We start from the raw sequence: 26,080 nt of genomic DNA, 5'->3' as shown, positions 1-26,080 counted from the left end.
TCGAATATACTATTATAAAATTGTTTGCAGGAAGCAAATTTTTATTAAAAGGAATAAAACATGATTCAACAAAACCAACCCATTACACAAAATCCAACGATAACCCTAGCCCTTGATGGTGAAGTCATTCCCCTGAAAAACATCAAAGTAAGCCTATCCGTTCAATTCCAAGATAAAGACCAATCAGGACAAACATCCAGCACAGCAGTAGCAGAACAAGGTGTTAAGCCAAAGGAACTTCGTATCACTGGGGTTATTAATTTTACGGATGGGGCTACCTTAGCCCGATTATTTACACTCGCAGAAGCGAAAGAGAACGGCAAACTTAAACGCTATCGAGTAGCAAATCATACCGCTAAATCGGTAAATTTTCGGATTGGTACATTTACCGGAAATATCGATGCGTCTGAAATTAATGGACAAATGGCTTGGCAAGTTTCTTTTACGCTAAGAGAACATTTATCTGTTTCTGAGAAAAAAGAAATTAGAGCCGTGAGTAAAGTTAAAGCTAAAGTACAAACGGGTAATCCGAAAGCCCCTACCACACCAACTAAAGAAGATGACGTTGAGTTAAATGCATGGGAAAAAATCTTACAAAAAGTTGATAGGGATTGGATTGGCCCTGCATGACCCCTGTAATTTGCATTATCCGCCACTGTAAGCCCTCTAATTATCAAGGTACACCTCCCCAATCAATATAAGAGCCGTGCTCACTGTGACTGACTAGAGAATCACAGTGCGCACGAACGAAAAGTTTTTACCACGTAAAACGCACTACACCGCACCCGCCTGCACAATTTGGATCTAAAAATTATTTCAGTTTTAAAATTCTACAAAACATATCGCCAAGCCGCGCCAATACTAGGGCGTTGCCGAAAATCTCAAACTGAAATGTGTGAAAAGATTTTCAGTAAATTTCAGTTTTCAGGTGGAGTCCGATTAGCGAGTCAATGCATAACATATTGAAATAAAGTGATTTTTCTATTTTACGTGAGATTTTCACTTGAGCGTATGCACCGCACAAAAACTGAAAAGCCAGTGTTTATGCGGGTTGCGAAGAATTGAAAAACTGAAATCGAATGAAATTTATTTTGCCAAATGACACTTAACGTTTAAGTGACCACTTCAAAAAATTACTGTGAGATAGCCACGTAAAATACAAATCAATCATAACGGTAAAATAGGCTGGTTACTGGCTGGCTTTAAATTACTTGGCTGTATCGTGTGTGAAAAAGTCAGAGTTAACATGTAAGTATGACCACATTCAAAGTCATTACAGGAACAATAAATATGAGGAATGTTATCAACGCCCTCCATTTGAATTTTTCGAATTGTTGCCTGTTCACCACAAACAGGGCAGTACACTTTCATGATTCGCATGGTTAATCACCTTTGCCTTAATGCCTTCCAGAATAAAGCCAATTAAATATATACCTTGCTATTTTAAAGGGTAACAGGTGTAACAAGGGTTACAACGTTGAATAATAAGAACTTATTTTGTTACACTTTCAAAAATTCAAGGTGTAACAGGTGTAACAATCGCTAACGTGTTACACCTTGTTACCCATTTAAAAACAAAAGGTGTAACAGATAAAACCCTTTTAAATCATATCTGTAACCCTTGTTACACCTGTTACACTAAAAATATAAGATGGTCAGTTTTTATTAGAGAATATCCGCTGAACCGAGGACTTCACTGTTAAAGACGTACACCCGTTTCACCCCTATTTCTGGTAGGCGTATACTGGTTTGGGCTTTCCCATCTTTCCCCGTTTCAAGCCAGCCTTTCTCAATGCACAAGCGAACAACCTTTCTAGCGTCAAAACCTTTGCAGATTTCTTTCCATGCCGTCGGTAATACGTAAAATTGGATAGTTGGCTCTTGGTTGCAAACTCCTTTTTCGACACGACGAAAGCCCATCATGTTCATCGGGCGGCTGTTTTCGTCATACCAATCAGCAAAGCGGCTGAACTGATTACGCGAAATAAAATCGGTGATTTGTTCTAACGCGGTCATGTCTTCCTGATTAGCCGTATGACCACGCTCATTCATCCATGCATCTAAACAGGTTTTTGCGGCTGTAAAGGCTTCACCTTCTTTCCAGCCTGTAATCCCCGCTAATGTGGCAATTTCCCCCGCCATTGCCACAAGCGCAAAGCGCGTGATAGCTCGCCCGACTTGATTCCCTGCATTTTCAGGCGTCAATTTAGCGGTGTACTCTTTTAATAACGCTTTAGCCGTACTGGAAATAAACGTTAAATCATTGGTGAGATATTTCAGCCAATCACGGAACGGAGAACCATGATATTTCGTGACGGCTTGCTCAAGGTGCTCCGCTAAGGCTTTACCACTCGCAAACTGGTGCAAATCCTCAAATACACCGTGTTTACCCGAATCACTGGGGATTTGTATCATACGGACTTCAACCCCTGCATAGGTGCGTTCGCCCGCATTGGCGGCATGTTCAACCAATGACAGTTCGCCTGTTGAGAGAAACAGTAGGTTCCAGCGATTTGTTTCTCTGACGCTGCCGTCTGTTTTTGCGCGGGCTTTACCTTGACCGTTTGCCAGCATGTAAGCAATGTTACCCGCTTCGCGTCCGTCCACTTCGCGGATTTCATCCAGCATTAACGTAGCGTCATTACGACGGCAAGCCGTTCCCTCAAGCGCGTTACCTGTTGCCCGCCATGTGTACCAGTAATCCGTACCACCACAAACCGAAGCCGCCACTTTCATCGTGGTAGTCTTACCGTCTGTTGATTCGCCTTTTAAATGGTAGCCACCGCCCCCCACACCGACTAATTTTAATAATGACGATGCAAAGGCAAGACTCACGGAAAACGCCAGCCTAGCGTTTCCTACGCAATATTTGCCAATGTGCTCCCGCCATTCGTCGCTAGTGCCTGCTACCCTAAAATCTTTACCTTGTACACTGGAGGTTTGTAAAATAACGGAATCCGCCCCTGTTCCAACCACTTCATCCTGCAAGACATACACGTTGCCATGCCAGCCCGTTTTATTTACGCAAGTGACTTTTTTCTCTGGTCGGCACAATGAAATGTATTCCATTAAATGCGCGCGAGCTTGCCCTGAAATATTGATATAGGAAAGTCCGTTCACCAAAAGGACACGACGTAATTCTTCACCGCTGCCGCTTAACATTTCCATTGGCATTGCCCATTTACGGCAATTTCCGTAGGTATCATCCCATTCCAATAAACGCCCATAATTACTGCCGTCCGCATCACAGGTAATTGCGGTAACTTTTATCGGGCTACTGATTTTGATGTTTCTAACCTCGGTGTCACCATCCGATTTATTCACCAATTTGTCATACCACAAATATTCTTGAGTCAGCCTAAAGCCTTGTGGCAAATAGGCTTTATCCTTACCGCAATAAGTCATTTCCTCAAAAAAGGCTTCTTTGACTTTAACGGTGCTGTTTTCTTGGCGGTAATCATCCCAATCCGCTTTGTAATGGGTGGGTGGTAAGGTGATCCAACCGTCAACCGCTTTAGCCGCTTTTTCTGCCCACAATTTGCCCGTATTTTCTTTCCCATCAATATAATCGTTATCCCCTGCAATAATGATTTTTGCCAGTGGATAGCGTTCGCGTAGCTGCTGGGCGACTTTCACAAGGTTAGTAGCGGCAACCGCGGCCACAATAAACGAATCAATCACTTTTGATAGGCTTAACCCTGTTGCAAAACCCTCTGTAATCACGATTTGCTCAAGGGATTCTTGTGCCTGACCCAACACAACAATAAAGGAGCCAGAGAGCGCAGAACCAGATAACAGGGCTTTCTCACCCGTTGGGCTGATTAGTTGCCCGCCTTTCACCAAAAACTGGTTATCAACCAACGGAAGCAATAACGAACCAATTGGAAATTTCAGCTCACCTTGTGTATAGTGTTGCTGAATGATTAAGCATTGGTGATTGGTTAAGCCCTTATTTGTTAGGTACTGGCTTTCCCCTGAAAGAGACAAGGCTTTCAATTTTTCAAATGACTCAATGCCACGTGTAGCGCTAACCTTTTTTATTTGGGTTGGCGCTATTTTTTTGAATTCAGGTAAAAGTAGTATTTTATTGATTTCTAAACAGGCGGTTTTAACATCTTGCCCTGTCACTAATTTGAGTAAATCCAACCCATCACCGCTGCCACAGTGATTACAAAACCATGTGCCTTTCCCGTTCTTATCATCAAAGCGAAAGCGATCTTTGCCGCCACATTTCGGACAAGCCCCATGTTTATGATTATCAGGAACAGTAACGCCCAAATTATTTAAAATATATCCCCAACGACCATTCGCGGATTTAACAATGTCGCTCACTGATGGAGTGCGTGTTTGTGCCATTGAAGAATTTGGATGAGTTTGATTGTTCATTATGTAATGTCCTTATTCATCAAGCTGCTTTCAGTAATCACCTGCTCAACTTGCTCCGCTAAACATTCCATGACTGCCGCCATGCCCTCGCTAGATACATGGGGAGATCCACTAATCACATTGGCTTCGAGTAAATCAGAAAGAAAGGAGGCTATTTGTGCAGCCCTTAACAGTTGTTTCTCACCTGCGGGGGAAATGACCGTATTTCTTAGAGGATTGTTTTTCATAATTATTCCCCTTTTATTGATTGCACAGGTAAACGACCTGCGAATAAGAGAATAAAATCACGAACAAGTAGGCTTCTTGCGCTTTGTTCGGTCGGTGCTATTGCAGAAAGGCGGCACGGTTTTGCAGTGATATCTGAACGTTTTACACACAAGAAAAGAAATTTAAATTGAGTTTGGGTAGGGATAGCCATCATAACGATGATCTCCTTGAAGTTTTTTAAGGAGTCACCACCAGAGGTTCCAATCTCTAAAGGGGTGGTGACGTTGAGAGGGTTGGAACTACTGGACTTCAAGGAAACCAGCCAGCCAAAAGGCTGCCCTAACAACGCCACCATTGAATTCGAATAGGCGCAATTCGCCATAAGGTAGGCATTATTTACGACATAAAAAAAGACGCATTGGGCGTCTACTGTCGCCTCGAAGTATTTCAGGGTTCCAATCCTGACGTTAGATTTTGCTAACGTGTAAGAACTATAGCCCAACCCTTTAGATAGATGCAACTTTTTTATTTCCATGATTGAAGCCAGCTTGATGTACTGTTGATAAATAGAGGAATTAGCCCAGCGAGAAACTGGGCTGATTTCTTAACCTGCTGAAATGGCAGAGAACCACCGATTTTTAGTGCCTTTTAATCCATCCGATAAATTAAAGGCAGTGGGTGAACTGAGCGATACGCGGCTCTTTTTACGTGAAAAATGAGAACGGTTAATACTGAACTCTAAACGGTTCGTTCCCACGCTGGATGGGCTATCCGTGACAGCCAGCCCACCAAGATAAAAAACGCCTTTTTGTCCGCGAAAATCTTCTTCCACTTCGATAGAACAAAACAATTTTTGCCCTTGTTTGTTGTACTCCACTAACTTCAAATTGGGTCTTAAACGTGCATAGAGCTTGGTTTCGCCGTTGCTTTCTTCTGCTTTAACGGCTAACACTTCGCCTAAGTTATCCAGTTTTCGATTATGCTCTTCCCAAATGAGCGCGGTGTAATACTCAGGGTCATAATTGTCAGCAATGTTCAATAACCATTTAGGCTCAATATGCCGCCCATCTAAAGTTTGTCCCGACGTTGCCACACAAATCCAAACAGTCGTTAATTGAGGTTCAATCCTTGCACTCATAATGAAAATACCCCTTCTTCAATCTGGATGGCATTTTCATCAATGGCAGCGTAAAGATTTCCATCTCCTAAACCATAGCCCTCATTACGTAGATAGCTATGCTCATACACTTTTCTATCGTCCACAAATTCAGCACGAAAACGACGTGTATGCTTTTGAGTGTAAATATGTAAATTATCAAGCGTTGTAACCACCAAACGACGACCAGGCATAAATGGTGGAATAATGGCAAAACGCCCTGCAACAGTACTTAATGCCATTTGGCTTGCTTGAATATCTGCGGGTTTATCGGATGCTGCGAACAATTTCTCACGGTATAACCCTGCTAACTCTGCCCCCACTAACACCACTAAACGCGGGTCTTCACGGTATTCTTCGGGGATTTTTTTCATAATGAGATAGTTAGCCATTGCATCTAAATTCGGGAAAGCCCCGTCTTTTCCTAATACAATTTTATCGGTCACTATTTGCGAACCTTCGTTAAATTCGGCTGCAATTGCGTGCCAACCTTTATTCACATCCTGACCGCGTTTATAAACATCAGGCTTAGTGGGATAACCGCAAAACTCACCATTAAAACCGACGCGTATCATGTCCAGAGAAACAGCTTTAGAAAATAAGTCTGACATCACTTTAGTAAAATGTTCATCATCCCCGCTGCCACTATTGGCAATCATGGACATCTGCTCAAACGAAATAGCGGCACAGGTATCTGTTTCCTCTAAAACATAAGGCATACCTTCAAAATTAATATTCTTATGGAATCGTGCTGCGATAGTCCGCCCTGTGTGAAGCGTATTATCACCAAGGTTAATGGTATTTCCGCGTTCTTCGCTAACATCTGCCAGCGTTAATTGATTCATAAACCAACTGGCATCTGAAATAGCGACACGTAATAAATTTTCAGAAGGCTCAGAAATAGAAAACATCTGGCTATTTTCAGATAAATAATTAGCCCCACGGGTAAAATTGGCGTGAAAGGTCATTGCCACATCTGGAATAGTGGTTACGTACATAATATGTTCCTTATATTTTAAATTATAGATATTTTAATTTTTGTTGTAGTCTTCGCTCAGCATCAACCATTGATTCAGCAAATTCTTTTGCGGTTAATATTTCTTTTAAATGAGGCTCTTTGTTACTGTAATAATGCTTATAATATTCAATTCGGTATGTCGGTGTATTTCTTAATGCATATGAATCTTTTGGTAAAGTACAATTGCTTATAACATTATCAATACATTGTTCAAACGCGCTCATTTCATCCAATATAAATTTACATGATTGCTCATATCCCCAATTCATATCTGATATCAATGAATTTAAATGACACTGTTGGTTTGGTAATGTATTTAATAAATCAGATTTAATCCCTTTAACTTTTTCTGATATCATCCATTCAATAACAGGCTTTAATAAACCGTAAAGACCATTAATTTTATTCAATTTATCATTTTCACGTTGAACATGACATTGCTGTCTTTCCATTGCTCGATAAGCACTCTCAGCCCAAGACCTTGCAGTAGGCTCATGGGCTGGCTTCTTGAGCTTTCCATTCTCAAGATTTGACATATATTCAGTTAAACTATTCAATTCAGCCGTTTCTTTTTCAGAGAGTTTTGAATAGTTAGAAACAACTCCTTCACCTTGCTTTATCAGTAATTTAATTTCTTCCACGCTAGGAATTAAATTATCAAAATCAAAGTTAGTTAGCTCACAAAGCCGTTTTATTTTATCTTTCATTTGAGATAATCGATATAACTCAATTGTCCGTATAATAAATCCAGTATCTTTACTATCATCATTTATAGATGCAAACTTATAATTAAATATATACGATAAATTTTCATCTTTGTAATAAGATATATTTTTCATAATGTCCTTTTCCTTAAATTGTTGTTTATCCATTCATGTACTTCTGATTCTAACCAAGCAACAGAACGTGATCCTATTTGTACTTGGCTAGGAAACTCTTTATGTTTCATTTTAAAATAAATAGTAGAACGAGGTAGCCCAGTTAATGAAATTACGTCTGGCATTCTTAACAGCCGACTTTTTTCGGAGTTAAGATTACCCGTAGGTAATAAACTCATATTTATTCCTTTAAGATTAATTTAGACTTTATTGTATCTCGTGAGATGCAGTTATATTTGCATAGAATATTAATTTGGTAAAGTCAGTGAATATTTAACTCGTTCAATTTTATTGAACTATTAATAGCTGATAGCTAATTAACAACCGTTAACGGTAATTAACAATAATGTTCAAAAAGTAACCATTGTGTCTATTTGCATTTATTTGGTTTTATTTGCACTTCCTACTATTTTTTTGCATACATCTAAATTATTGCCCTTCTTTTTTGTAAATATTTGTAAATAAATTGATATGTGATAAATATAGTTGTTGTTTATGAGGTATTCCTCCCCAAAAAACAGAGTGTTCATAGATGGGACATTCTCATAAAATAAATCGGGAAGATTCATATGAAAAAATAACGTTTTGCTGACAATCAGAACATTTCAATTCTGAAACAGGGATTACCATGATTCCAAACGGAATGTATATAATTATGTATAGAAAAATAAAAATCAAAATAAAAGTTATATTTTATCAGTAAGATAATTAAGGGAATCGATTCCTGCAGGGGACACCACAGCAAGCTAAACCCAGCTATTCCCACCTAAACAAAAACCTCATCAAGCCAATCATGTCTACTACTCATACTCAATCCCCCCTATAAAGCGAAATACAAACCAAATCGAAACAGCAAGATACAAAAAAGCATACGAATTAACCGATACTTAAGGTTTGTATCTTCATATGTCAACAACGGCCCTATGTCTTGGCTTTTAAAATACTAAATCGCCAAAAAGAAAAATTTATAACGATGAAATGCCTCCCAGTAATTAGTTGCCCAACGATTAGTAGAAGGCACTTCATAGGCAAACTTCCTAATTTATTATTAATTATTCTATTGCTAGATTAATATCCTCGTCGCATTTTCCGCTCTATTTGAATATTCTGACCAGCTTTAATACTGTTTAATGTGCTATCAACGTAAGGGGCATCTTTAGGATTTTCTTTACTTAACTCATGCCCAGAAGATGCACAAGCGGAAAGCATTACTGCAAAAACTATTATAAACAGCCTCATGTCATACCTCATATTTACACTTATATTAAGTTTTAGACCTATATAAGTTTGTAAGTTCAGATCAGCAATTAAACAATATCTAAACATTAAGAAAATAAGAAGTACCATAGACGCAAACGCTGTGTTCGCATAAGCCTCGGTTGGTAGTAACCCAAACTTAATCATCTTAAATAAAATTATCGCAAAGATTAGTTATAAAGGTAGGTGCTTGGTAGTAAACGAACTCTATTTATTTTATTTGCTCTAAATGTTTTTTTATCGTATCAATACATTGTTCGGAGTTATCTATGATGATAACTTTAGATGCAAATAAAGGATTTTTAGCAAAGAAATCATCAAGTCTCTTATCAAATTGCTTTGTAAAGCGTAGCAGCTCAATCATATTAAAAAGAGTTTCTTTAGGCCCCATTGTTGTAAATTTCGATGAAAGGTATCGTTTTACAATTCTAAAGACACAAATACGATAAGGTATAATTAAGCGAATAATCAGCGTACAATCGTTAAAAAATGGTATTAAACGCCTATCGTAAGCACCTTCAACTATCCATTCCGTTTTAGACGTTATCGCTGAAACTAAGGCGTTAATAATAGGTTGAGGATTTTTGATATATTCCTGCTGAGTTTTATCCCAATAAATCTCATCATAACCATACACGGGCGTGTTAAATTCATCAGATAACTTGGCAGATAACGTCGTCTTCCCTGTTCCAGATGTTCCTATAATACAAACTTTCATATCTTCTCTTCGTGTATCAAATGCTAGCCGCACAAAATAAATTTAAATGATAACAACAATGTCAACTTACAGCAGATTAAATGCAGTAAATATGATTATGATAATTCAGTTTTAGTGAGATAATGCCTTTCCATGCCTGTCTCTGGGAAATCAGGCAAGGACATTTGTTTTACATATCCTAATTTTTCATAAAAGGGTAAGGCTTGAAAACTGAATGTATCTACTAAACTATGAATACACCCTAATTTTATTGCTTCTCGTTCAGCGGTATACATCAATTTACTGCCTAACCCCATTTTTCTGGCGTCCTCACTTACCCATAAAAAATCGATACAAAGCCAATTTGCCTTTACAGAAGCCAGTAATCCACCAAGCATAACACCAGAGTCATTTTTAAAATAAACGCCTAACTCACTAAAACGTTCTGCATTCAAATATTGGATATTAAAACTACGTAACCCTGCAAGTAGTTCTTCTTTATCTTCAGTGGTGATTTCATGTGCAACAATAATATTCATTCTATATTCTATTGATAGTCGGATAATAAAGCATTATTTCATACATATTTACTTTGATAAGTAAACAATAAAATATCAGAGAATTGAGTTTACAATTTTAAAATACATCGGTTTCTATAATTTGGGTAATTAAAGCAGTTACAGATAATACTAACGATGATTTTATCATTTGTTGAAAACGGTGTTTTTGCAATTCAATTAATTGGTTATCGACAAGATCCTCTGGTTGATTGAATCTCATCATTTCTGGTAAAGGTTCCATACAATGAAGCATTTTAATACTGCCTAAAATTTCATCATCTGTAAAATTTATATTTAAATTTTCTGCTGATAACGATTCATTCAAAGCAAGAAATAATTCTATATCTTCATAGGTTTCACGAGAAATCGCCCCTAATGCAAATAGAAGTTTCAAACGAACCGATAACTCTCCTAATGGCCCATTTCCAGTTAAAAGTGGTTCAACTGCATATTTTACCGCATAATCATCCTTTCTAAAAACTTTTAACATTAATTTATCAATAGCTTGTGAAATTAAAAGAACGACCTCTTGAACAAATAAATTTACTTCCGGCCGTTGATTTAACCGCTCAAGAATCTGATTTTCAATGTTTTGTTTATTTTCCATATTAGCTTCTTTTATCACTTTATAGCTATACTACTTACTATCATACTGTAGATAGCCATAAAGTGACTGAACCTCAATTAATCAATCTATTATCCGTAATATTACTTGTTACTCAATATCAATAACTGGTATTGGGAACAGATTCTATCAACAACCTCGGGATATTGCTCTAACCCACAAAGCTCAACAACCGCTTGATATATACCTTTGTCAGCAATTAACTTTGCCATTTCATTTGCTTGAGGATCAGCTTCACATCTGAAATGCAATGCGGCAGCAATTCCTATGATCAGATTTTCATTTGGTAATTGGTATTCAAATGTGCCTAACAACGGCTTAATTAAGCGATCATTAGAACTTAACTTTCTCATAGGCTGTCGCCCTACTCGACTAACATCATCTTTTAAATATGGGTTTGCAAAGCGACTTAGTATTTTATCTATGTATTGATTATGTATTTGTGAATCAAAGCCATAACGTTGAATTAAAACTTGTCCACTTTCTTGCATAGCCGATTTAACAACAGTATGGATCCTCAAATCCCCAATTGACTCACTAATTGTTTGGTATCCATATAATTGTCCCAAATACGCTGTCATCGCATGGCCTGTATTTAACGTAAATAGTTTGCGTTCAACAAATGCCATTAGGTTATCCGTTAATTCCATTCCATTGATAATAGGAATATCACCAACAAATTGTGTCTGGTCAACAATCCACTCACTAAAGGATTCGACAGTAACGTCAAGCGGGTCATCATTCGCTGCATCCATTGGAGGAACAATACGGTCAACTGCGGAGTCTACAAAGCCAATATGCTGCTCAACCCATTGATGCAACTCTTCAGGCAATTGAGCCAATACATGTTGCTTTAGTTGGCTAGTTCCTCTTACCATATTTTCACATGCAATAATATTGAGCGGCTGGTTATTTCCCAACGATTTTCTATGAATAATGCCTTTAGCTATCGTTGAGGCAATTTTTTCCAGCACCTGTGGCCCGACTGCTGTTGTAAGCATATCTGCTGTTGCAATAAACTCTATCGTTTTAGGGTCATTACTATTAACAGCGTGAATGTGTTGGACTTTCTCAATACGATTTTCCTGACCAACAACATGAACATTATAAGATTGTTGATGTGCTAATTGGTCAATTAATGGCTGATTGACATCAGTAAAAGTTACTTGTGAATTTGCATCTGCTAATAATTTACCAATAAAACCGCGGCCTATATTTCCTGCACCAAAATGAATGACTTTCATTATTATTCTCCTCATGCTGCACTTTGAGACGCTAAAATTTCGAGTACTTCCTGAACATCTTGGGTTTCACATAAACGCTCAATAACCCCATCTTCATCTAAAGCGGAAGTAATTCGTGTGATAACTTCAATGTGCTCATTATTTTGTGCTGCAATACCAATAACTAGGCGGGCAATTTCATCAGGTTCTTCACCAAATTGTACGCCTTCAGGGTATTGGCAAATAACAATGCCAGTTTTTAATACTCGATCTTTTGCTTCTATGGTGCCATGAGGAACAGCAATAGATTCACCTAGATAGGTTGAAGTCAGTTTTTCGCGAGCTAACATCGCCTCAATATAGTCAGGCTCAACATAGCCACCCTCAACTAATTTTTGCCCCGCAAATTGAATGGCTTGCATTTTATTCTGTGCAGATAGGTTTAAATGAATATGCTTTGCACTCAATGTAAATATCGCATCATCATGATCTTCCATTTCATAGGATTCATCATTTGCTGCAATAATCGTTTGTTTAATCAGTCGTCCATCATTTGCTGCTTGAGGATTTTTTTTAGCTATTAAGTTTGTTACAAGATCATTATACGTTTGGCTATCTAGGAAATTAGTCAACGATATATGCATTGCATTTGGTGCAAATGTTTTCGCTCTTTGTGTTAAATCTTTATGCGTTATCACAATATCAACGTTATCCGGCAGGTCGTTAATTGCCATGTTCGTAACAGAAATTCCTAATAAGCCCGCATCACGCACCTTTTTAGCTAATACCCCTGCTCCCATGGCACTAGAACCCATTCCTGCATCACAAGCTACAATAATGTTGCGTACTTCTGCTAAATTAACAGAGGTATTTTGATTGATTTCTACTGCTGCCAATGATTTTGATTGCGATTTCATATTACGCATTTTTTTCGTAGCATTTTCGAGCTCATCATCATCACCTATGCGAGTTTTCTTTAATAAAATCGCGGAAACAATAAAGGAAACTAACGTCGCACTGGTAACTGATAAAATCACACCGACCAATGATGACTTAGGCGTCATCAACAGAACTGCAAATATTGAACCCGGTGATGCAGGAGAGACTAACCCAGCATGAAAAAGGTTCATAACAAACACTCCTGTCATCCCACCCAGAATAACTGCAAGAATTAACCGAGGGTTCATTAAGACATAGGGGAAATAAATCTCATGTATCCCACCAAAAAAGTGAATAATTGCGGCTCCTGGTGCAGATTGCTTCGCATTTCCTTTACCAAAAAACATGTAAGCAAGTAAAACACCTAAACCCGGTCCAGGGTTGGCTTCAATAAGAAAGAAAATAGATGCGCCAGTTTCAGTCGCTTGTTGAATACCTAAGGGTGAGAAAATACCGTGGTTAATCGCGTTATTTAGAAATAATATCTTGGCGGGCTCAACAAAAATAGACGTGAGTGGAAGTAAATTATTCTCCACCATCACATTCACGCCTGCTGCCAATATTTTGGATAGCCCTGCAACAAGAGGCCCAATAGCTAAATAAGCCAAAATGGCTAATAACATGCCGATAATGCCGGAGGAAAAATTATTCACCAACATTTCAAAACCTGTTTTAACTTTGCCTTCTATCCACAAATCAAAACGTTTTATTGCATATCCGCCTAATGGGCCAGCAATCATTGCCCCCATAAACATTGGCATGTCAGCACCAACAATTACCCCCATTGTTGTTATTGCGCCGACTATTCCGCCCCGCTCTCCACCAACTAAACGGCCACCGGTATAACCGATTAATAGTGGTAGTAAATAAGTGATCATAGGGCCAACAAGTTGAGCTAATGTCTCATTAGGCCACCAGCCAGTTGGGATGAATAACGCTGTTATTAATCCCCAAGCGATAAAAGCACCGATATTAGGCATAACCATATTACTGAGGAAACGCCCAAAATTCTGTACCTTTAATTTGATATTTGATGTTACCATGACAGAACCCCGTGGTACGAAAATGATAAAGTTGTAACGTTATCGCCAAATAACGTCTGTGATTTTTTCAACACATTCACTCTAGCATGAGCTTGATCAGATTCGCACCACGCGGGCCTTTTTGTGACCATCATCACCATCCAACCCCTACTTACCCCATCTTTATATTGACAAAGATCACAAAAAAATCGTGTTACTAAATTACATTGCTCTTTTTTTGCACTAAAAAACTATTTTTTGTGATCTGAGTCATAAATCAAAAATCACAATTTATCTTCAATTGGTGACAATCATCACAATTTATTTTCTATTTATCTTTTTCTACCCAGTGAACTGCCAACATTTTTTCATCCGCACAGATCATTTCTCAATTTTGTAATAAAATTACTAAACGTATTTTCTATTTCATTTTCATTATGGCTACTATCTTTTTGAGATAGTCTTAAATAGAATCGACAGCAACGCATTATTATCAATACATTATTTAGCCTTGCTTCATCAGGTGTTCACCGATAAATTACCTCTAATTTTCTTAATTAAAATGTGAATATCATGACGTTAACCGTTATTGTTTTTCTTTTGGTTTATATTGCGATGGGCTTTGGTAAGCTACCTGGCTTCAAAGTTGATAGAACTGGCGCTGCGGTTATTGGTGCCTTAGCTATGATGGCTATCGATAGTATTACCCCTCCCCATGCATGGAATGCTATTGATTACCGAACTATTGGTATGTTATTTGGGCTTATGGTCGTTTCTGCTTCTTTTGTTGTTTCTGGTTTTTATAGCTGGACCGCAAACCGGGTGGCGATGCTAAAAGTTTCACCACCAATATTACTGGCTGTTTTAATTCTTGTCGGCGGCTTTCTTTCTGCATTGCTCACGAATGATGTTGTTGTTGTCGCCATGACACCATTATTAGTATCAATTAGTTTATCTCGCGGTTTAAACCCAATTCCTTTTTTGCTTGGCTTTTGTTTCGCAGCTAATAACGGAGCGGCGGGCTCATTAATTGGTAGCCCACAGAATATGATCGCAGCGCAAGGGCTCGATATCTCGTTTGTTGGCTTATTACAGGCGTCTGCAATACCAGCCCTGCTTTCCTTACCATTAACATGGTTGGTACTTGTTTGGTTATATCGTAATCGTTGGTATTTGACTAAAGAAAATGCGCTATCAACTCCCCCTCAAACCACCCAAGAAACATTAAATGTATGGGAAACTGCAAAAGCTGGTGTTATTACTTTCGCAGTTATCATTACCTTTATTGTGACTGATATTCCTAAAGAACTTATAGCATTAACGGCTGCTGGATTTTTATTATTAAATAGATCCATTGCCTCGAGTGATATGCTTAAACTCGTCGATGGCAATCTTTTATTACTCATCATGGGATTATTTGTCGTCAATGCCGCTTTTGCCGCCACAGGTCTTCCTCAGCAATTATTAACTGATTTGCGAAGCTATGGTGTGGATCTCAACAATCCATTAGCCCTATTTTTAGTGACCGGTGTCCTAAGTACTATCGTTGGAAACAACCCTTCAGTCATGCTACTCGTCCCCTTCTTAACACCTGAAGGCAATGCCGATTCGTTAGGCGCTGCTCTCGTATTGGGTTCTGGTTTTTCAAGCAACTTACTGGTTTTCGGTAGTCTTGCTGGCATTATTGTGGTCGAACAATCAGCGGCATATGGCGTAAAAATTTCTTTTGGTGAGTTTTCTAAATCAGGGGGAGTTGTAGCACTCTTGTGTATGTTATTAGCTGCTGCATGGATTTTATTTGCTTTATAGTCGTTTTAGCCAATCTGCTATTACATTAGCAGATTGGTTATAATTATAAATTCTATGGCAGTATTGCAAAAGAACGAACAGGAAAACCACTAGCATTGTTTGGTTTAGCAACAATATTAAAAATTACAGCACCACGAGTGGGGACTTGGTCCAAATTAGCCAGTAATTCAACTTGGTATGTATCCTGTTCTAATACATAATACTCACCAAGTAACGCATTATTTTTTCGAAAATCTTTTGCTGCATCAGTATCAAATGTTTCATGGCCAATCGCTTTTATACCGCGTTCTTCAAATAAAAATTTAAGTGCATCCATTCCCCAACCCGGTATTTGGTTATTGCCCTCGTCATCTTTATTATCCATCAGCTCTTGTGATGGCCAACGTTTACTCCAGTCAGTACGTAATGCAACAAAACTCCCTGATTCAATTCGGCCATTTTTCGCTTCAAAATTAAGGACGTCATCAAGAGAAAATGCAAAATTAGGATCTTCTTTTGCCCTTTCAGACTGGTCAATAACAATCAATGGCAGAACAAGTTCTTTTAATTCAAGCTCATGTAAATAACGTTTCCCTTCAACGAAATGACAGGGAGCATCAATATGGGTGCCATATTGTCCTGGAAATGTAAATTGCTGTGCAAAGAAACCTTCTGGATAGCCAAATAATGTTTTAAACTCAGCAGAGTCAAACATAAAAAAATGCGGTGAGTCTTTATCGAAGCTATGTGTCAAATCAACCCATTTTTTAGATTTTATTACATTAAATGCATCAATTAATTCATTGCTCATATTTTCCCCTGTCAGTTCTATTTTCTAAATAAAATTATCTACAGACTATTTTTATAATACCTTTCCTAACCTATTAAATAACGAAAAAACATCCTGTTGTCTACAAATTCAACACGAATCTTTTTCATATTAAATCAGTAAGATATTTATCTTTTATAGCAAAAAACCACTAATTAATAAAAATTAGTGGTTAACATAATATTAATAATAAAAAAATAGACTAGGATTTTATTTAGGGTATTTGTTCCAGCTGTCAGGTTCAATAAAACCATCATAAATACGCTGAGAACGAATATAATCTGCATACTCTTTAGATTCAAAAGCTTCTTTCAAATCTTTTGCCCACTGAGCATCTAGGTCTTTTTGCATGACAGTCACAATAACGCGATGCTCTAGCGGTGAGTTTTCTACAACTAAACCATCTGCAATACGTTGGCCGGCACTTGCCACATAGTTACCATTCACAACGACAAAATCAACATCATCTAATAATCGCAACCCTTGAGCCGCATCGGTTTCTCGAATATCTAAGTTATATTCATTTGGGGAGATATCATTAACACTAAAACTTAATGTACTCACATCAGGCTTAATTGTAATCCAACCTAACTTTTCCAGGATCCTAGCGCCACGCTCTGCATTAACGGGGTCATTAGATAACGCAACAATCATACCATCTTTCACATCATCCAGCGTTTTATGTTTATTTGACCGCAGGCTTTGAGGCGCACTCGGTGAGTCTGTCAATGCCACCATGTTAATATTATTTTTTTTGTTATAAGCCTCCATATAGGCACGGCTTTGATTTACAGAAGCATCAATAGAACCTTCTTCAAAAGCAGGATTTATTTGCCTATTCTGTGAAAATTGGCGTAAATTAACGGTATAACCTTTTTTTTCTAAAATCGGTACAATACCTTTATCCACTTGGTCAATATAATTGCCAACACCAAAGCCTATTGTAATTTGTTTTTTATTAGGATTATCTTTTTCACTATTATCGCCACACCCAGCCAACACAACTAAAGCAGTAGTAATTAAAGATAAACCTATTATTTTTTGTTTTAACATATGTAACAACCCTGTAAAGATATTTTGGGCAGTATAATCATAATTAAAGAGCACAACTTAGACTATATCGTTATAACTTAATACAAAAGTAATATAAGAGTCACTTGTAATTCTTTTTGGTTATAAATATATAACAAATAGATCGTTCGATTAGTGATGTGATTGATATGTAATGAAGGAGATAAAAACGTTTAAAAAAAGTGAGTTGCTTTATGACTATTTCCTATAATGATGTAATTAATTATTTAACTAATTTAACACCAGATTCCAATCTAGCTAAAATTCGCCATGAACGCTCAGTCGCGACTGAAAATACTCAAGCCGTATTTGAAGCTATTTTTTCTACGCCATCGACACTTCTCACAAATGATGTGAAATATTATTTTGCTCATGAAGTCGCGAAAATAACGGGAAGTCCCCGTCTCGCTGAATTTTATTTGCAATTAATAGACTCAATTCCTGATGAACCTCTTACCCAACCACTTTCCACAGCAAAAGAATATCTGCAAATTTTAACGCAATCACCTAAAGACACCCATTACCAATTAATTGCTGCATTAACTGAACAAGGTTGGCAAGAGAGTGACATCATTTTACTTGCCCAATTAATAACTTATGTCACCTATCAAGCTCGGCTAATCGAAGGGATCCTTTTACTGACAGATAATAGCAGCCTTACAAGTAATTCGTCCAAAGTTGTGGCTGGTAAATGGAACCATCAACTATTAACCCGAAAAGGGAACTCTTCTCCAACCTCTTTTACACAAGATAACTTAGGATGGGAAGCTTGGATTTCAGCAAGGGATGCGAAGACATTGTCTGTTGAAGAAGCTCAGGTTATGAAAAAATTTGGCCAATTAAACTCTGAATATTTTTTACTACTCGCACATCAAAGCAAAATTTTAGAATTACGAACTTTAGTTGACCGAGGCGTGTTTTATACCTCAGAAGGGTTACCCCGCTGGGAACGTGAATTTGCTGCGGCGGTAACGAGTAAAGTTAATGGCTGCATATACTGCGCTTCTGTACATGCTAGAAAAGCCAGTCAGTATGCAAAAGAACGACGTGCTGATGTTGATAAATTACTAGCAACTGCGACGGGTTCAGTACTTGCTGAAGGTTTTGATGACAGACTCCTAGCCATCACAGATTTAGTCGCCTCTTTATCTGCAACCCCCATCCAAGCCACACCATCACAAATTGAAGAGTTACAAAACTTGGGTTTATCTGAACTTGAATTACTTGATTTAGTTCAATCAACGGCCTTCTTTTCATGGGCGAACCGCTTAATGTTATCGCTGGGTGAGCCCTTTGAAATAGTAGAGGATAAGGAGTAATTCAATGGAACTGATTATGGGTTTAGAGGCATTAGAAGCGCAAATAAAACAAGATTTGCAGTATTTAAATTTACCAATAACGTCTTGGTCATTATCAAAAAATAACCCTGAAAACCAAATTATTGATGTCGCTATCATTGGTGCGGGTATGTCAGGTATTACAGCCGCATTCGCTCTGAAATTACGTGGTATCAATGCAATTGTTTTCGACCAAGCCCCTGCTGGCAAAGAAGGCCCATGGCAAAGCCCTGCATTAATGGAAACATTGCGTTCCCCAAAACATGTGGTTGGCCCTGCGCTTGCATCCCCCTCTTTAACTTTTCAAGCTTGGTTTAAAGCCCAGTTTGGCATTCAAAAATGGGATGAACTCGATAAAATTCCACGTTTGCAGTGGGGAGAATATCTGCAATGGTATAAAACCATGACAGAACCCTATGTGCTTAATCAATATCGGTTAGTGGATGTGCAATTAAATGATAACTACCGTGAATTAATTTTTGATACCCCAGAAGGAACGGTCAGTTATCAAGCGCAACATGTAATTTTAGCGACTGGTATGGAGTCTTTTAGTGAAGCTAATATCCCTAGCTTTATGAATGACATCCCAACGAATTATTGGGAACATTCATATGCAGGTACTGACTATCGTCGCTTTAAAGGTTTAGACATTGGTGTTGTTGGCTATAGTGCAGGTGCTATGGATAGTTCAGCAACGGCATTAGAAAATGGTGCTAATTCGGTTGAAATTTTAATTCGTGCTAGCGATATGCCTCGTGTAAACCGAGGGAAAGTTGCTGGAAGCGCAGGTTTTACCAATGCATATGCCTATTTTACCGATGCTCAAAAATGGCATTACACGGACTATGTAGCCAAAGCCAAAACACCAGCGCCCCACGGAAGCACACTAAGAGTATCTCGTCATGAGAATGCTTATTTCAATTTCAATACTCAAGTTAAATTTATTGAATTAAAAAACAAAAAGTTACATGTCACGACAACGACAGGTAAATTTATATTAGATTATTTGATCTTGGCAACTGGTTATCGGATTAATTGGGCCAAGCACAGCGCCTTTCATCGGTTATCACCGCTAGTTAAAACGTGGGGAGATGCATACACGCCATCCATTCATGAAGAAAATACAGAGTTAGCTTCACATCCTTATTTAGGTAATCACTTTGAATTTCAAGCGAAACACAAGCAAGACACATTAAAAATCAATCAGTTATATTGTTTTAACTTAAGTGCATCGCTCAGTATGGGGCCTGTTATAGGGTTAATCCCCGGAACTAATGTTGGGGCAGAACGATTGGCTGACCATATTGCAGCTCAATTGTACTTGAGTCATCAAGAACAACACCTTGAGCAAGTCAAAAATAGCCAAGAAGCTGAATTATTAGGTGATGAGTGGCAACCCGCTGCACCACCTTCAGAACGCGTGCAATTAACTGATAATGTAGAGTAAATCATGATTACCTTTCAAAATATTCAAAAAGTCTATGAAAAAGATGGGCAGTCTTTAGTTGCATTGCAAGACATTAATTTGCATATCAATAAAGGTGATATCTTTGGATTTATTGGTTATAGCGGAGCGGGTAAAAGTTCACTTATCCGCTTGGTGAATCAATTAGAAAAACCAACCAGTGGGGCAGTTATTATTAATGGCCAGAATATTGCTGAACATACCCCTGCAGAAACTCGTTCACATAAAAAAAGCATTGGTATGATTTTCCAGCATTTCAATTTGCTAGAAACTAAAACTGTTGCTCAAAATATTGCGATGCCCTTATTACTTTCAGGTGTCGATAAACAAGAAATCACTCGGCGAGTTGATAGCATTCTTGAATATGTCGAACTTAGCGATAAAAAACACCAATACCCTGGGCAGCTATCCGGTGGGCAAAAGCAGCGTGTTGGTATTGCTCGTGCTTTGATCAATAACCCACAAATTTTGTTATGTGATGAAGCCACTTCAGCCCTTGACCCGCAAACAACTCGCTCAATTTTGCAATTATTAAAAAAAATCAATCAAGAGCAAAATATTACTATCTTGCTCGTAACTCATGAAATGGAAGTCATTGAAGAAATCTGTAACCGTGTAGCCGTTATGGAATCAGGAAAAATTGTCGAAGAAGGAACTGTACTTGATATTTTTGCAAATCCTCATCAAGACACAACCAGAAAATTTGTAGGGACAGTGTTAAATGAAGAAATTCCAGAACGCGTTCTACATAACTTAGAACACCAACAAGATGTTTATCGTCTTGAATTTTTAGGGTCCTCTGCGCAACAACCTGTTGTTAATGAGTTAATACTGAAAGAAATTGTCAAAATAAATATTTTGTTTGCCAATATGAAAGAGATCAGTGGTGTCGTGCTAGGCAGCATGTTTGTCCAATTTATTGGTGATAAAGAAAAAATTGAAGATGCAGTTTCTTTTCTTCGCCAACGTGGAGTTGCAGTTAATAAGGGGGCACTATGACACAATTATTCGAAACCGCTTTAACAACTAAACAGTTTTTATTAGCGATGTCAGAAACTTTTACGATGGTTAGCGTTGCGCTCGTATTAGGTTCTATATTTGGGATCTTATTAGGTATCGTACTTGTTGTAACGAGACCAGACGGTATTTGGGAAAATAAATGTATTTATCGTATAGTGAACCCGATTATTAATATTATTCGCTCACTGCCTTTTATCATCTTATTAGTTGCTATGATCCCTCTCACACGCTTTATGGTGGGAACTTCAATAGGAACAACTGCAGCAATAGTGCCATTAGTCATTTTTATTGCGCCCTATACCGCACGCTTAGTTGAAAATTCATTACTCAGTGTACACTCGGGTATTATTGAAGCGGCTGATTCTATGGGAGCGACTAATTGGCAAATTGTTTGGCATTTTATTTTACCAGAAGCAAAGTCATCATTAATTTTAAGTTTAACCGCTGCAAGTATTACTTTAGTCGGTGCAACCGCGATGGCAGGAGCCGTTGGTGGTGGTGGCGTTGGTGACTTAGCTCTAAACTACGGCTACCAACGTTTTGATAATGTCGCAATGGCTATTACCGTTGTTACATTGGTAATTATAGTACAAGGCATGCAATTTATTGGTGACTATTTAGCTAAAAAAGCGCGCTACCATTAATTAGATGGTGAAGGTCGAAAGAATATTCGGCCTTCTCTCTTTTACCTTACTTTATAAGTGCCTATTTTCCCCCTCAATGCTTATGTCCCCCATTTCAAAATTACCTTTAATTAAAAAATTAAAAATAAAGTGGACTACGGTGCCTACTTATTCAAATTTATCGTTTTTTTACGTGATTTAACTCACTTTAATAATAAAAAATGCGATAAATAATCAAATTATTTAAATTTATTTATATTATAATCATGTAGATATACTTTTTAATGGATATTATCAGCTTTTCGCTAAAATAATCTATTCTCTATGTATATTTAGTCGTCTTGCTGTTTTTTCGTTTTTTGCTTTCTACGCGCGCTTTACGATGCATCGTCAGCGTTTTATTCACTTACAGATTAAACTGATTATGCCAACTATTGAACAACTCATTTTATTGATTTCTATACTCATTCTTTTGGGAATTTTCTCTAGCAAATTGTCTGCTAGGCTCGGTTTACCTATGCTAGTCATGTTTTTGTTTATTGGCATGTTAGCAGGCGAAGACGGGATAGGTAAGATTACATTTGATAACGTGAATGTTTCCTATGCCGTTGGTTCTCTCGCGCTTGCTTTAATTTTATTTGATGGGGGTCTACAAACATCAGTAAAATCAATTCGTCTAGTTTGGAAACCATCTTTTACACTAGCAACATTAGGCGTTCTTATCACCGCAGGTGTGACAGGTCTTGCTGCTGCCTATATTCTCGGCGTTCCTCTGCTTGAAGGGCTATTACTAGGCGCTATCGTAGGTTCTACCGATGCCGCAGCCGTTTTTTCCTTACTACGCAACGCGGGGATCTATTTAAATGAACGATTGCAATCCACTTTAGAAATAGAAAGTGCAACAAATGACCCTACGGCCATATTTTTAACTGTTGGTTTATTACAACTTTTAATGAACCCACAAGCTTCAGGTAGTGAATTAATTCTGCTGTTTTTTAGCCAAATGGGAATAGGTACTGTTGTTGGCTTGAGCGTTGGCTGGGTTTCAGTCAAAATTATCAATAAGATTAAGCTATTAGCTACTGGTTTGTATCCTGTGCTTGTCGCTGCATGTGGACTACTATCTTTCGGTCTCGCCAGTAATTTAGAAGGCAGTGGGTTTTTATCTATTTTTGTCACTGGTGTTGTGATTGGTAATCATCGGTTTGTTTTTCAACGCAATACATTTTTGTTCCATGATGGATTAGCATGGCTAAGCCAAATTATCATGTTCGTTATGCTAGGGTTACTTGTCAACCCAAGTTCTCTTATTGAAGTCTGGCTTGAAGGCTTAATTATTGCTCTGGTCTTAACGTTTATCGCGAGGCCATTGGCTGTAATACCTGTTCTAAAATTATTTGGTTTCCCTAAACCTGAAATAACATTAATTTCTTGGGTAGGGTTACGTGGCTCTGTTCCTATTATTCTTGCTATTTTCCCGTTTATCTACGGGCTACCTAATGCCCATTTAATTTTTGACGTGGTTTTCTTTGTGGTATTAATTTCAGCAACCTTACAAGGCTCAACCTTGCCTTACGTTGCTCGTAAATTAAATTTAATGCAGCCACCTCCATTGATCCCTGCGGCCACTTTAGATATTACCGCAGTAGAACAAATAGATGCAGATTTAGTGGAATATACATTAGGAGAGGATTGCTCTGCAGTGGGTCGCCGATTATCGCAACTTGCATTACCTGACCAAACTGTCATTGCAATGATCACGCGTGAAAAAAGTGTTTTACCTCCAAGGGGTTCAACTACCTTTCATGCTGAAGACCATTTATTCGTTGTTCTTAAACCTGAAAATCGTATTTTTCTTGAACGCCTTTTTTCAGAAAAAAACATCTCTGAACACACTCCTATTGAACTTCCCGATACAGGGCTAAGTCTAAAAGGAACGACTCGATTAAATGAGATCTACTCATCTTATGGTATCCAAATTGATAATAGTGATGAAAGGACTCTTAACCAATTTATTTACGCTTCTATATCGGAACCTTTGCAAGATACCATCATAAAATTAGATCAACTGCAATTAAGAATTGGAGAGATGATAGGCACACGTATCGTAACCGTAATATTAGAGCCAATCAAAGAGCAGGAAGGTTAACAGAACATAAATATCTTACCCAATATTTTTCTTAGATATTGAGTAAAATCTTAAGTAATAATTATTTTAAGGATACAAAAATAAAAGCCCTTTCGGGCTTTTATTTGTTCTTTAATGAAACATAAGATAAAAACAGCTATTGTCATTCTAAGCTATAAATAGCAGGTATATTTAATTTATGTTCCTAATTGAAACAATTAAGAATTAAAGCGAATTACGTTTCATTCTAAAACAATATAGATATTTAGTTACACCAGAGTATATGCAGAGCTTTCAAACCCCTTATTACCCGTGCTCTCATCTACTTGAGTATCCTCTTGCAGGACTTCACTAAAAAACTCACCCATGTTAACGTCTAAAACTTTTAATACTCGAACTAGACAATCTATATCGATACGATTCACACCACGCTCGTAACGAAATAGCTGCTGTTCACTTATATCTATCTCTTTAGCTAACTGAAAAACAGTAAAGCCTTGAGCTCTTCTAAGGGCTTTTATTTTTTGTCCAACTGCACAAGCGACAGGATATTTCGTGTTCATAAACATTCTCGCTTCAATTTATATTTAAGGAAATAAAAATTAGCAGATAATTATCTACATATTTTATTTTTTATATTTATGTGTATAACATTGATAATGCTACAGACGATTCAGCATATATCTAACAGAATGATATACTACCCTTATAATTAGTTTCAACTAGTCCTAAATTGACATTGCAACTATGTAACAAAGTATTTCATGCTATACATTTCGTGTTTAAAATCAAAATAATACTTTAATATCACAAAGTTACACGCAACGTGTGTATCACTGCATAGTAATATTCCAGAGGATATGCCTAAACCCTTGGAATATTCATCTAAAAAAGACCTATGTAGCCGATGTATAACCTAAAAATAAAGGAAATAAATAGAATTATTTAACACTGTAACAATATTAATGTTATTGATACAATTAAACTCGATGAAAAGTGATAAACCCACTATAAATGATACTTTTATGTAAAAAATGGTAAAAACAGTCAATTTTATCTCTAAAACTCTCTAATTCGGCAAAATATCAGTACGTTAAAAAGCCAGTTAAACTGTTACAATTAGTAAATTACTAAATTTTTAAAGTAGCAAGAGATGGATTTATTATCCACAAGTACCAAACATAACAAAACCATAACGTTAAGAAAGCTTATTATTCATTTTACTAGATGAATATCACAAAATTATGAAAAATAACCTTCATCGACGGTCTGTTTTTGATTCCACTTGTTTCTGTTTTTTTAGGATGAAGGATAATACAAAATTTTAAAAATAAACACAATTTAAGCATTTATAGCTAAATTGCAGATTTTTATATTTACGATATAATGAAAGCTATTTATAAAAAATGATAATTACTCGTCCATTCTATGGAAGAGTAATTAGCCATTCATTTATGCTTAAATGACGTCATTATATTTTAAAATATATCCTGCTAATGCCATATTGGAATATAGACATAAAAACTAAGTGGCTTTTCAAAGTACATCTTGAATTATTTTACATATTAGGCGGGCTGTGTAGCCGATAATTCTCTAAGTTCTTATCATATTACTTAGAAAATGCAACTTACAAAATAGGTGTATTATTTAGTGAGTAAGTGTTTACTGATCTAAGTATTAGTTTGGATTATTTGCTTGATAATGACTTGAGATCGTGGGTCGTGCAGGATTGAAATCCTTCGGATTTGCCCTAGGGGCTGAACCTGCAACCAGCTTGTCGAGGTACGGCTTAACGACTGAGTGTTTACTTAGGTGACGGTTAGATTGGATTACTTGCTTAGGAATGGGTTG

General features: G+C 37.4%; 24 protein-coding genes. 7 read left to right on the top strand and 17 right to left on the bottom strand.

Features of this window, described 5'->3' with window-relative positions; all coding sequences use genetic code 11:
• Nucleotides 1-60: 60 nt before the first annotated feature.
• Complete coding sequence (locus tag PSE83_RS06410; RefSeq protein WP_272660726.1) at nucleotides 61-630, top strand: baseplate complex protein; 570 nt, start codon at nucleotides 61-63, stop codon at nucleotides 628-630.
• A gap of 537 nt (nucleotides 631-1,167) precedes the next feature.
• On the opposite strand, the gene PSE83_RS06405 is transcribed toward PSE83_RS06410, so the two are convergent.
• The 14 genes from PSE83_RS06405 to PSE83_RS06340 form a co-directional block, all read right to left on the bottom strand.
• Nucleotides 1,168-1,380 carry an ogr/Delta-like zinc finger family protein gene (locus PSE83_RS06405; RefSeq protein WP_198633718.1) on the bottom strand — a complete coding sequence of 71 codons (213 nt, stop codon included), beginning with the start codon at nucleotides 1,378-1,380 and terminating at the stop codon, nucleotides 1,168-1,170.
• Nucleotides 1,381-1,665: 285 nt separating this feature from the next.
• Nucleotides 1,666-4,386, bottom strand: a complete 2,721-nt coding sequence (locus PSE83_RS06400; protein ID WP_272660725.1) for a DUF927 domain-containing protein — start codon at nucleotides 4,384-4,386, stop codon at nucleotides 1,666-1,668.
• A complete protein-coding gene (locus PSE83_RS06395; protein WP_004912432.1) occupies nucleotides 4,386-4,613 on the bottom strand; it encodes a hypothetical protein in 228 nt (75 codons plus the stop codon). Before PSE83_RS06395 ends, PSE83_RS06400 begins: the two co-directional genes overlap by 1 nt.
• A 2-nt stretch (nucleotides 4,614-4,615) precedes the next feature.
• Nucleotides 4,616-5,128: a host cell division inhibitor Icd-like protein gene (locus tag PSE83_RS06390; protein ID WP_272660724.1), complete on the bottom strand. Its 513-nt coding sequence runs from the start codon at nucleotides 5,126-5,128 to the stop codon at nucleotides 4,616-4,618.
• A gap of 69 nt (nucleotides 5,129-5,197) precedes the next feature.
• The gene (locus PSE83_RS06385; protein WP_272660723.1) at nucleotides 5,198-5,731 is read right to left on the bottom strand and encodes a GPO family capsid scaffolding protein; all 534 of its coding nucleotides are present in this window, start codon (nucleotides 5,729-5,731) and stop codon (nucleotides 5,198-5,200) included.
• Entirely contained in the window at nucleotides 5,728-6,747 is a 1,020-nt protein-coding gene (locus PSE83_RS06380; protein ID WP_210845625.1) for a P2 family phage major capsid protein, read from the bottom strand. The genes PSE83_RS06385 and PSE83_RS06380 overlap by 4 nt, the downstream gene beginning before the upstream one ends.
• 22 nt (nucleotides 6,748-6,769) lie before the next feature.
• Nucleotides 6,770-7,639: a hypothetical protein gene (locus PSE83_RS06375; RefSeq protein ID WP_272660722.1), complete on the bottom strand. Its 870-nt coding sequence runs from the start codon at nucleotides 7,637-7,639 to the stop codon at nucleotides 6,770-6,772.
• Nucleotides 7,603-7,770, bottom strand: a complete 168-nt coding sequence (locus PSE83_RS06370; protein ID WP_336298222.1) for a helix-turn-helix transcriptional regulator — start codon at nucleotides 7,768-7,770, stop codon at nucleotides 7,603-7,605. Before PSE83_RS06370 ends, PSE83_RS06375 begins: the two co-directional genes overlap by 37 nt.
• 943 nt (nucleotides 7,771-8,713) lie before the next feature.
• Nucleotides 8,714-8,884 carry a hypothetical protein gene (locus PSE83_RS06365; RefSeq protein ID WP_164565101.1) on the bottom strand — a complete coding sequence of 57 codons (171 nt, stop codon included), beginning with the start codon at nucleotides 8,882-8,884 and terminating at the stop codon, nucleotides 8,714-8,716.
• Between the two features lie 229 nt (nucleotides 8,885-9,113).
• Complete coding sequence (locus PSE83_RS06360) at nucleotides 9,114-9,620, bottom strand: AAA family ATPase (RefSeq protein ID WP_198633711.1); 507 nt, start codon at nucleotides 9,618-9,620, stop codon at nucleotides 9,114-9,116.
• Nucleotides 9,621-9,715: 95 nt separating this feature from the next.
• Entirely contained in the window at nucleotides 9,716-10,138 is a 423-nt protein-coding gene (locus tag PSE83_RS06355) for a GNAT family N-acetyltransferase (protein WP_004264848.1), read from the bottom strand.
• A 97-nt stretch (nucleotides 10,139-10,235) separates the two neighbouring features.
• Nucleotides 10,236-10,766 carry an MltR family transcriptional regulator gene (locus tag PSE83_RS06350; RefSeq protein WP_036958979.1) on the bottom strand — a complete coding sequence of 177 codons (531 nt, stop codon included), beginning with the start codon at nucleotides 10,764-10,766 and terminating at the stop codon, nucleotides 10,236-10,238.
• Nucleotides 10,767-10,867: 101 nt separating this feature from the next.
• Nucleotides 10,868-12,028: a mannitol-1-phosphate 5-dehydrogenase gene (locus tag PSE83_RS06345; protein WP_036958981.1), complete on the bottom strand. Its 1,161-nt coding sequence runs from the start codon at nucleotides 12,026-12,028 to the stop codon at nucleotides 10,868-10,870.
• Between the two features lie 11 nt (nucleotides 12,029-12,039).
• Nucleotides 12,040-13,989: a PTS mannitol transporter subunit IICBA gene (locus PSE83_RS06340; RefSeq protein ID WP_004264852.1), complete on the bottom strand. Its 1,950-nt coding sequence runs from the start codon at nucleotides 13,987-13,989 to the stop codon at nucleotides 12,040-12,042.
• Nucleotides 13,990-14,541: 552 nt separating this feature from the next.
• Between PSE83_RS06340 and PSE83_RS06335 the strand changes: the two genes are divergently transcribed.
• Nucleotides 14,542-15,777, top strand: coding sequence for an SLC13 family permease (locus PSE83_RS06335; protein WP_110591942.1), 1,236 nt, complete (start codon nucleotides 14,542-14,544; stop codon nucleotides 15,775-15,777).
• Between the two features lie 52 nt (nucleotides 15,778-15,829).
• On the opposite strand, the gene PSE83_RS06330 is transcribed toward PSE83_RS06335, so the two are convergent.
• Nucleotides 15,830-16,567, bottom strand: coding sequence for a cyclase family protein (locus PSE83_RS06330; RefSeq protein ID WP_004264854.1), 738 nt, complete (start codon nucleotides 16,565-16,567; stop codon nucleotides 15,830-15,832).
• A gap of 228 nt (nucleotides 16,568-16,795) precedes the next feature.
• On the bottom strand, nucleotides 16,796-17,638 hold the full coding sequence (locus PSE83_RS06325) for a MetQ/NlpA family ABC transporter substrate-binding protein (RefSeq protein WP_094963177.1): 843 nt from the start codon (nucleotides 17,636-17,638) through the stop codon (nucleotides 16,796-16,798).
• 212 nt (nucleotides 17,639-17,850) lie between these two features.
• Here PSE83_RS06325 and PSE83_RS06320 point away from each other — a divergent pair, with 212 nt between their 5' ends.
• The 5 genes from PSE83_RS06320 to PSE83_RS06300 all read left to right on the top strand — a co-directional run bounded on the left by PSE83_RS06320 (nucleotide 17,851) and on the right by PSE83_RS06300 (nucleotide 24,250).
• Nucleotides 17,851-18,975 carry a CMD domain-containing protein gene (locus PSE83_RS06320; RefSeq protein ID WP_004264858.1) on the top strand — a complete coding sequence of 375 codons (1,125 nt, stop codon included), beginning with the start codon at nucleotides 17,851-17,853 and terminating at the stop codon, nucleotides 18,973-18,975.
• Nucleotides 18,976-18,979: 4 nt separating this feature from the next.
• Nucleotides 18,980-20,440, top strand: a complete 1,461-nt coding sequence (locus PSE83_RS06315; RefSeq protein ID WP_004264859.1) for an FAD/NAD(P)-binding protein — start codon at nucleotides 18,980-18,982, stop codon at nucleotides 20,438-20,440.
• A 3-nt stretch (nucleotides 20,441-20,443) separates the two neighbouring features.
• Nucleotides 20,444-21,457, top strand: a complete 1,014-nt coding sequence (locus PSE83_RS06310; RefSeq protein WP_004264860.1) for a methionine ABC transporter ATP-binding protein — start codon at nucleotides 20,444-20,446, stop codon at nucleotides 21,455-21,457.
• On the top strand, nucleotides 21,454-22,122 hold the full coding sequence (locus tag PSE83_RS06305; RefSeq protein ID WP_004264861.1) for a methionine ABC transporter permease: 669 nt from the start codon (nucleotides 21,454-21,456) through the stop codon (nucleotides 22,120-22,122). Before PSE83_RS06310 ends, PSE83_RS06305 begins: the two co-directional genes overlap by 4 nt.
• Before the next feature lie 361 nt (nucleotides 22,123-22,483).
• The gene (locus PSE83_RS06300) at nucleotides 22,484-24,250 is read left to right on the top strand and encodes a potassium/proton antiporter (protein ID WP_004264862.1); all 1,767 of its coding nucleotides are present in this window, start codon (nucleotides 22,484-22,486) and stop codon (nucleotides 24,248-24,250) included.
• Between the two features lie 248 nt (nucleotides 24,251-24,498).
• Here PSE83_RS06300 and PSE83_RS06295 read toward each other — a convergent pair whose 3' ends face one another.
• Nucleotides 24,499-24,792: a helix-turn-helix domain-containing protein gene (locus tag PSE83_RS06295; protein ID WP_036959042.1), complete on the bottom strand. Its 294-nt coding sequence runs from the start codon at nucleotides 24,790-24,792 to the stop codon at nucleotides 24,499-24,501.
• Nucleotides 24,793-26,080 lie beyond the last annotated feature (1,288 nt).

The organism is Providencia sp. PROV150, assembly GCF_028481025.1.
Taxonomy (GTDB): Bacteria; Pseudomonadota; Gammaproteobacteria; order Enterobacterales; family Enterobacteriaceae; genus Providencia; species Providencia hangzhouensis.
This window is presented reverse-complemented; position numbering and strand designations above follow the sequence as displayed.

Excerpts from the sequence above, each read along its gene's own strand:
- PSE83_RS06310 (WP_004264860.1), top strand. The coding sequence starts at position 20,444 with ATGATTACCTTTCAAAATATTCAAAAAGTCTATGAAAAAGATGGGCAG.
- PSE83_RS06300 (WP_004264862.1), top strand. The coding sequence starts at position 22,484 with ATGCATCGTCAGCGTTTTATTCACTTACAGATTAAACTGATTATGCCA.
- PSE83_RS06405 (WP_198633718.1), bottom strand. The coding sequence starts at position 1,380 with ATGCGAATCATGAAAGTGTACTGCCCTGTTTGTGGTGAACAGGCAACA.
- PSE83_RS06360 (WP_198633711.1), bottom strand. The coding sequence starts at position 9,620 with ATGAAAGTTTGTATTATAGGAACATCTGGAACAGGGAAGACGACGTTA.
- PSE83_RS06410 (WP_272660726.1), top strand. The coding sequence starts at position 61 with ATGATTCAACAAAACCAACCCATTACACAAAATCCAACGATAACCCTA.
- PSE83_RS06355 (WP_004264848.1), bottom strand. The coding sequence starts at position 10,138 with ATGAATATTATTGTTGCACATGAAATCACCACTGAAGATAAAGAAGAA.
- PSE83_RS06305 (WP_004264861.1), top strand. The coding sequence starts at position 21,454 with ATGACACAATTATTCGAAACCGCTTTAACAACTAAACAGTTTTTATTA.
- PSE83_RS06395 (WP_004912432.1), bottom strand. The coding sequence starts at position 4,613 with ATGAAAAACAATCCTCTAAGAAATACGGTCATTTCCCCCGCAGGTGAG.
- PSE83_RS06350 (WP_036958979.1), bottom strand. The coding sequence starts at position 10,766 with ATGGAAAATAAACAAAACATTGAAAATCAGATTCTTGAGCGGTTAAAT.
- PSE83_RS06400 (WP_272660725.1), bottom strand. The coding sequence starts at position 4,386 with ATGAACAATCAAACTCATCCAAATTCTTCAATGGCACAAACACGCACT.
- PSE83_RS06335 (WP_110591942.1), top strand. The coding sequence starts at position 14,542 with ATGACGTTAACCGTTATTGTTTTTCTTTTGGTTTATATTGCGATGGGC.
- PSE83_RS06365 (WP_164565101.1), bottom strand. The coding sequence starts at position 8,884 with ATGAGGCTGTTTATAATAGTTTTTGCAGTAATGCTTTCCGCTTGTGCA.
- PSE83_RS06380 (WP_210845625.1), bottom strand. The coding sequence starts at position 6,747 with ATGTACGTAACCACTATTCCAGATGTGGCAATGACCTTTCACGCCAAT.
- PSE83_RS06330 (WP_004264854.1), bottom strand. The coding sequence starts at position 16,567 with ATGAGCAATGAATTAATTGATGCATTTAATGTAATAAAATCTAAAAAA.
- PSE83_RS06325 (WP_094963177.1), bottom strand. The coding sequence starts at position 17,638 with ATGTTAAAACAAAAAATAATAGGTTTATCTTTAATTACTACTGCTTTA.
- PSE83_RS06385 (WP_272660723.1), bottom strand. The coding sequence starts at position 5,731 with ATGAGTGCAAGGATTGAACCTCAATTAACGACTGTTTGGATTTGTGTG.
- PSE83_RS06345 (WP_036958981.1), bottom strand. The coding sequence starts at position 12,028 with ATGAAAGTCATTCATTTTGGTGCAGGAAATATAGGCCGCGGTTTTATT.
- PSE83_RS06340 (WP_004264852.1), bottom strand. The coding sequence starts at position 13,989 with ATGGTAACATCAAATATCAAATTAAAGGTACAGAATTTTGGGCGTTTC.
- PSE83_RS06295 (WP_036959042.1), bottom strand. The coding sequence starts at position 24,792 with ATGAACACGAAATATCCTGTCGCTTGTGCAGTTGGACAAAAAATAAAA.
- PSE83_RS06315 (WP_004264859.1), top strand. The coding sequence starts at position 18,980 with ATGGAACTGATTATGGGTTTAGAGGCATTAGAAGCGCAAATAAAACAA.
- PSE83_RS06375 (WP_272660722.1), bottom strand. The coding sequence starts at position 7,639 with ATGGATAAACAACAATTTAAGGAAAAGGACATTATGAAAAATATATCT.
- PSE83_RS06390 (WP_272660724.1), bottom strand. The coding sequence starts at position 5,128 with ATGGAAATAAAAAAGTTGCATCTATCTAAAGGGTTGGGCTATAGTTCT.
- PSE83_RS06370 (WP_336298222.1), bottom strand. The coding sequence starts at position 7,770 with ATGCCAGACGTAATTTCATTAACTGGGCTACCTCGTTCTACTATTTAT.
- PSE83_RS06320 (WP_004264858.1), top strand. The coding sequence starts at position 17,851 with ATGACTATTTCCTATAATGATGTAATTAATTATTTAACTAATTTAACA.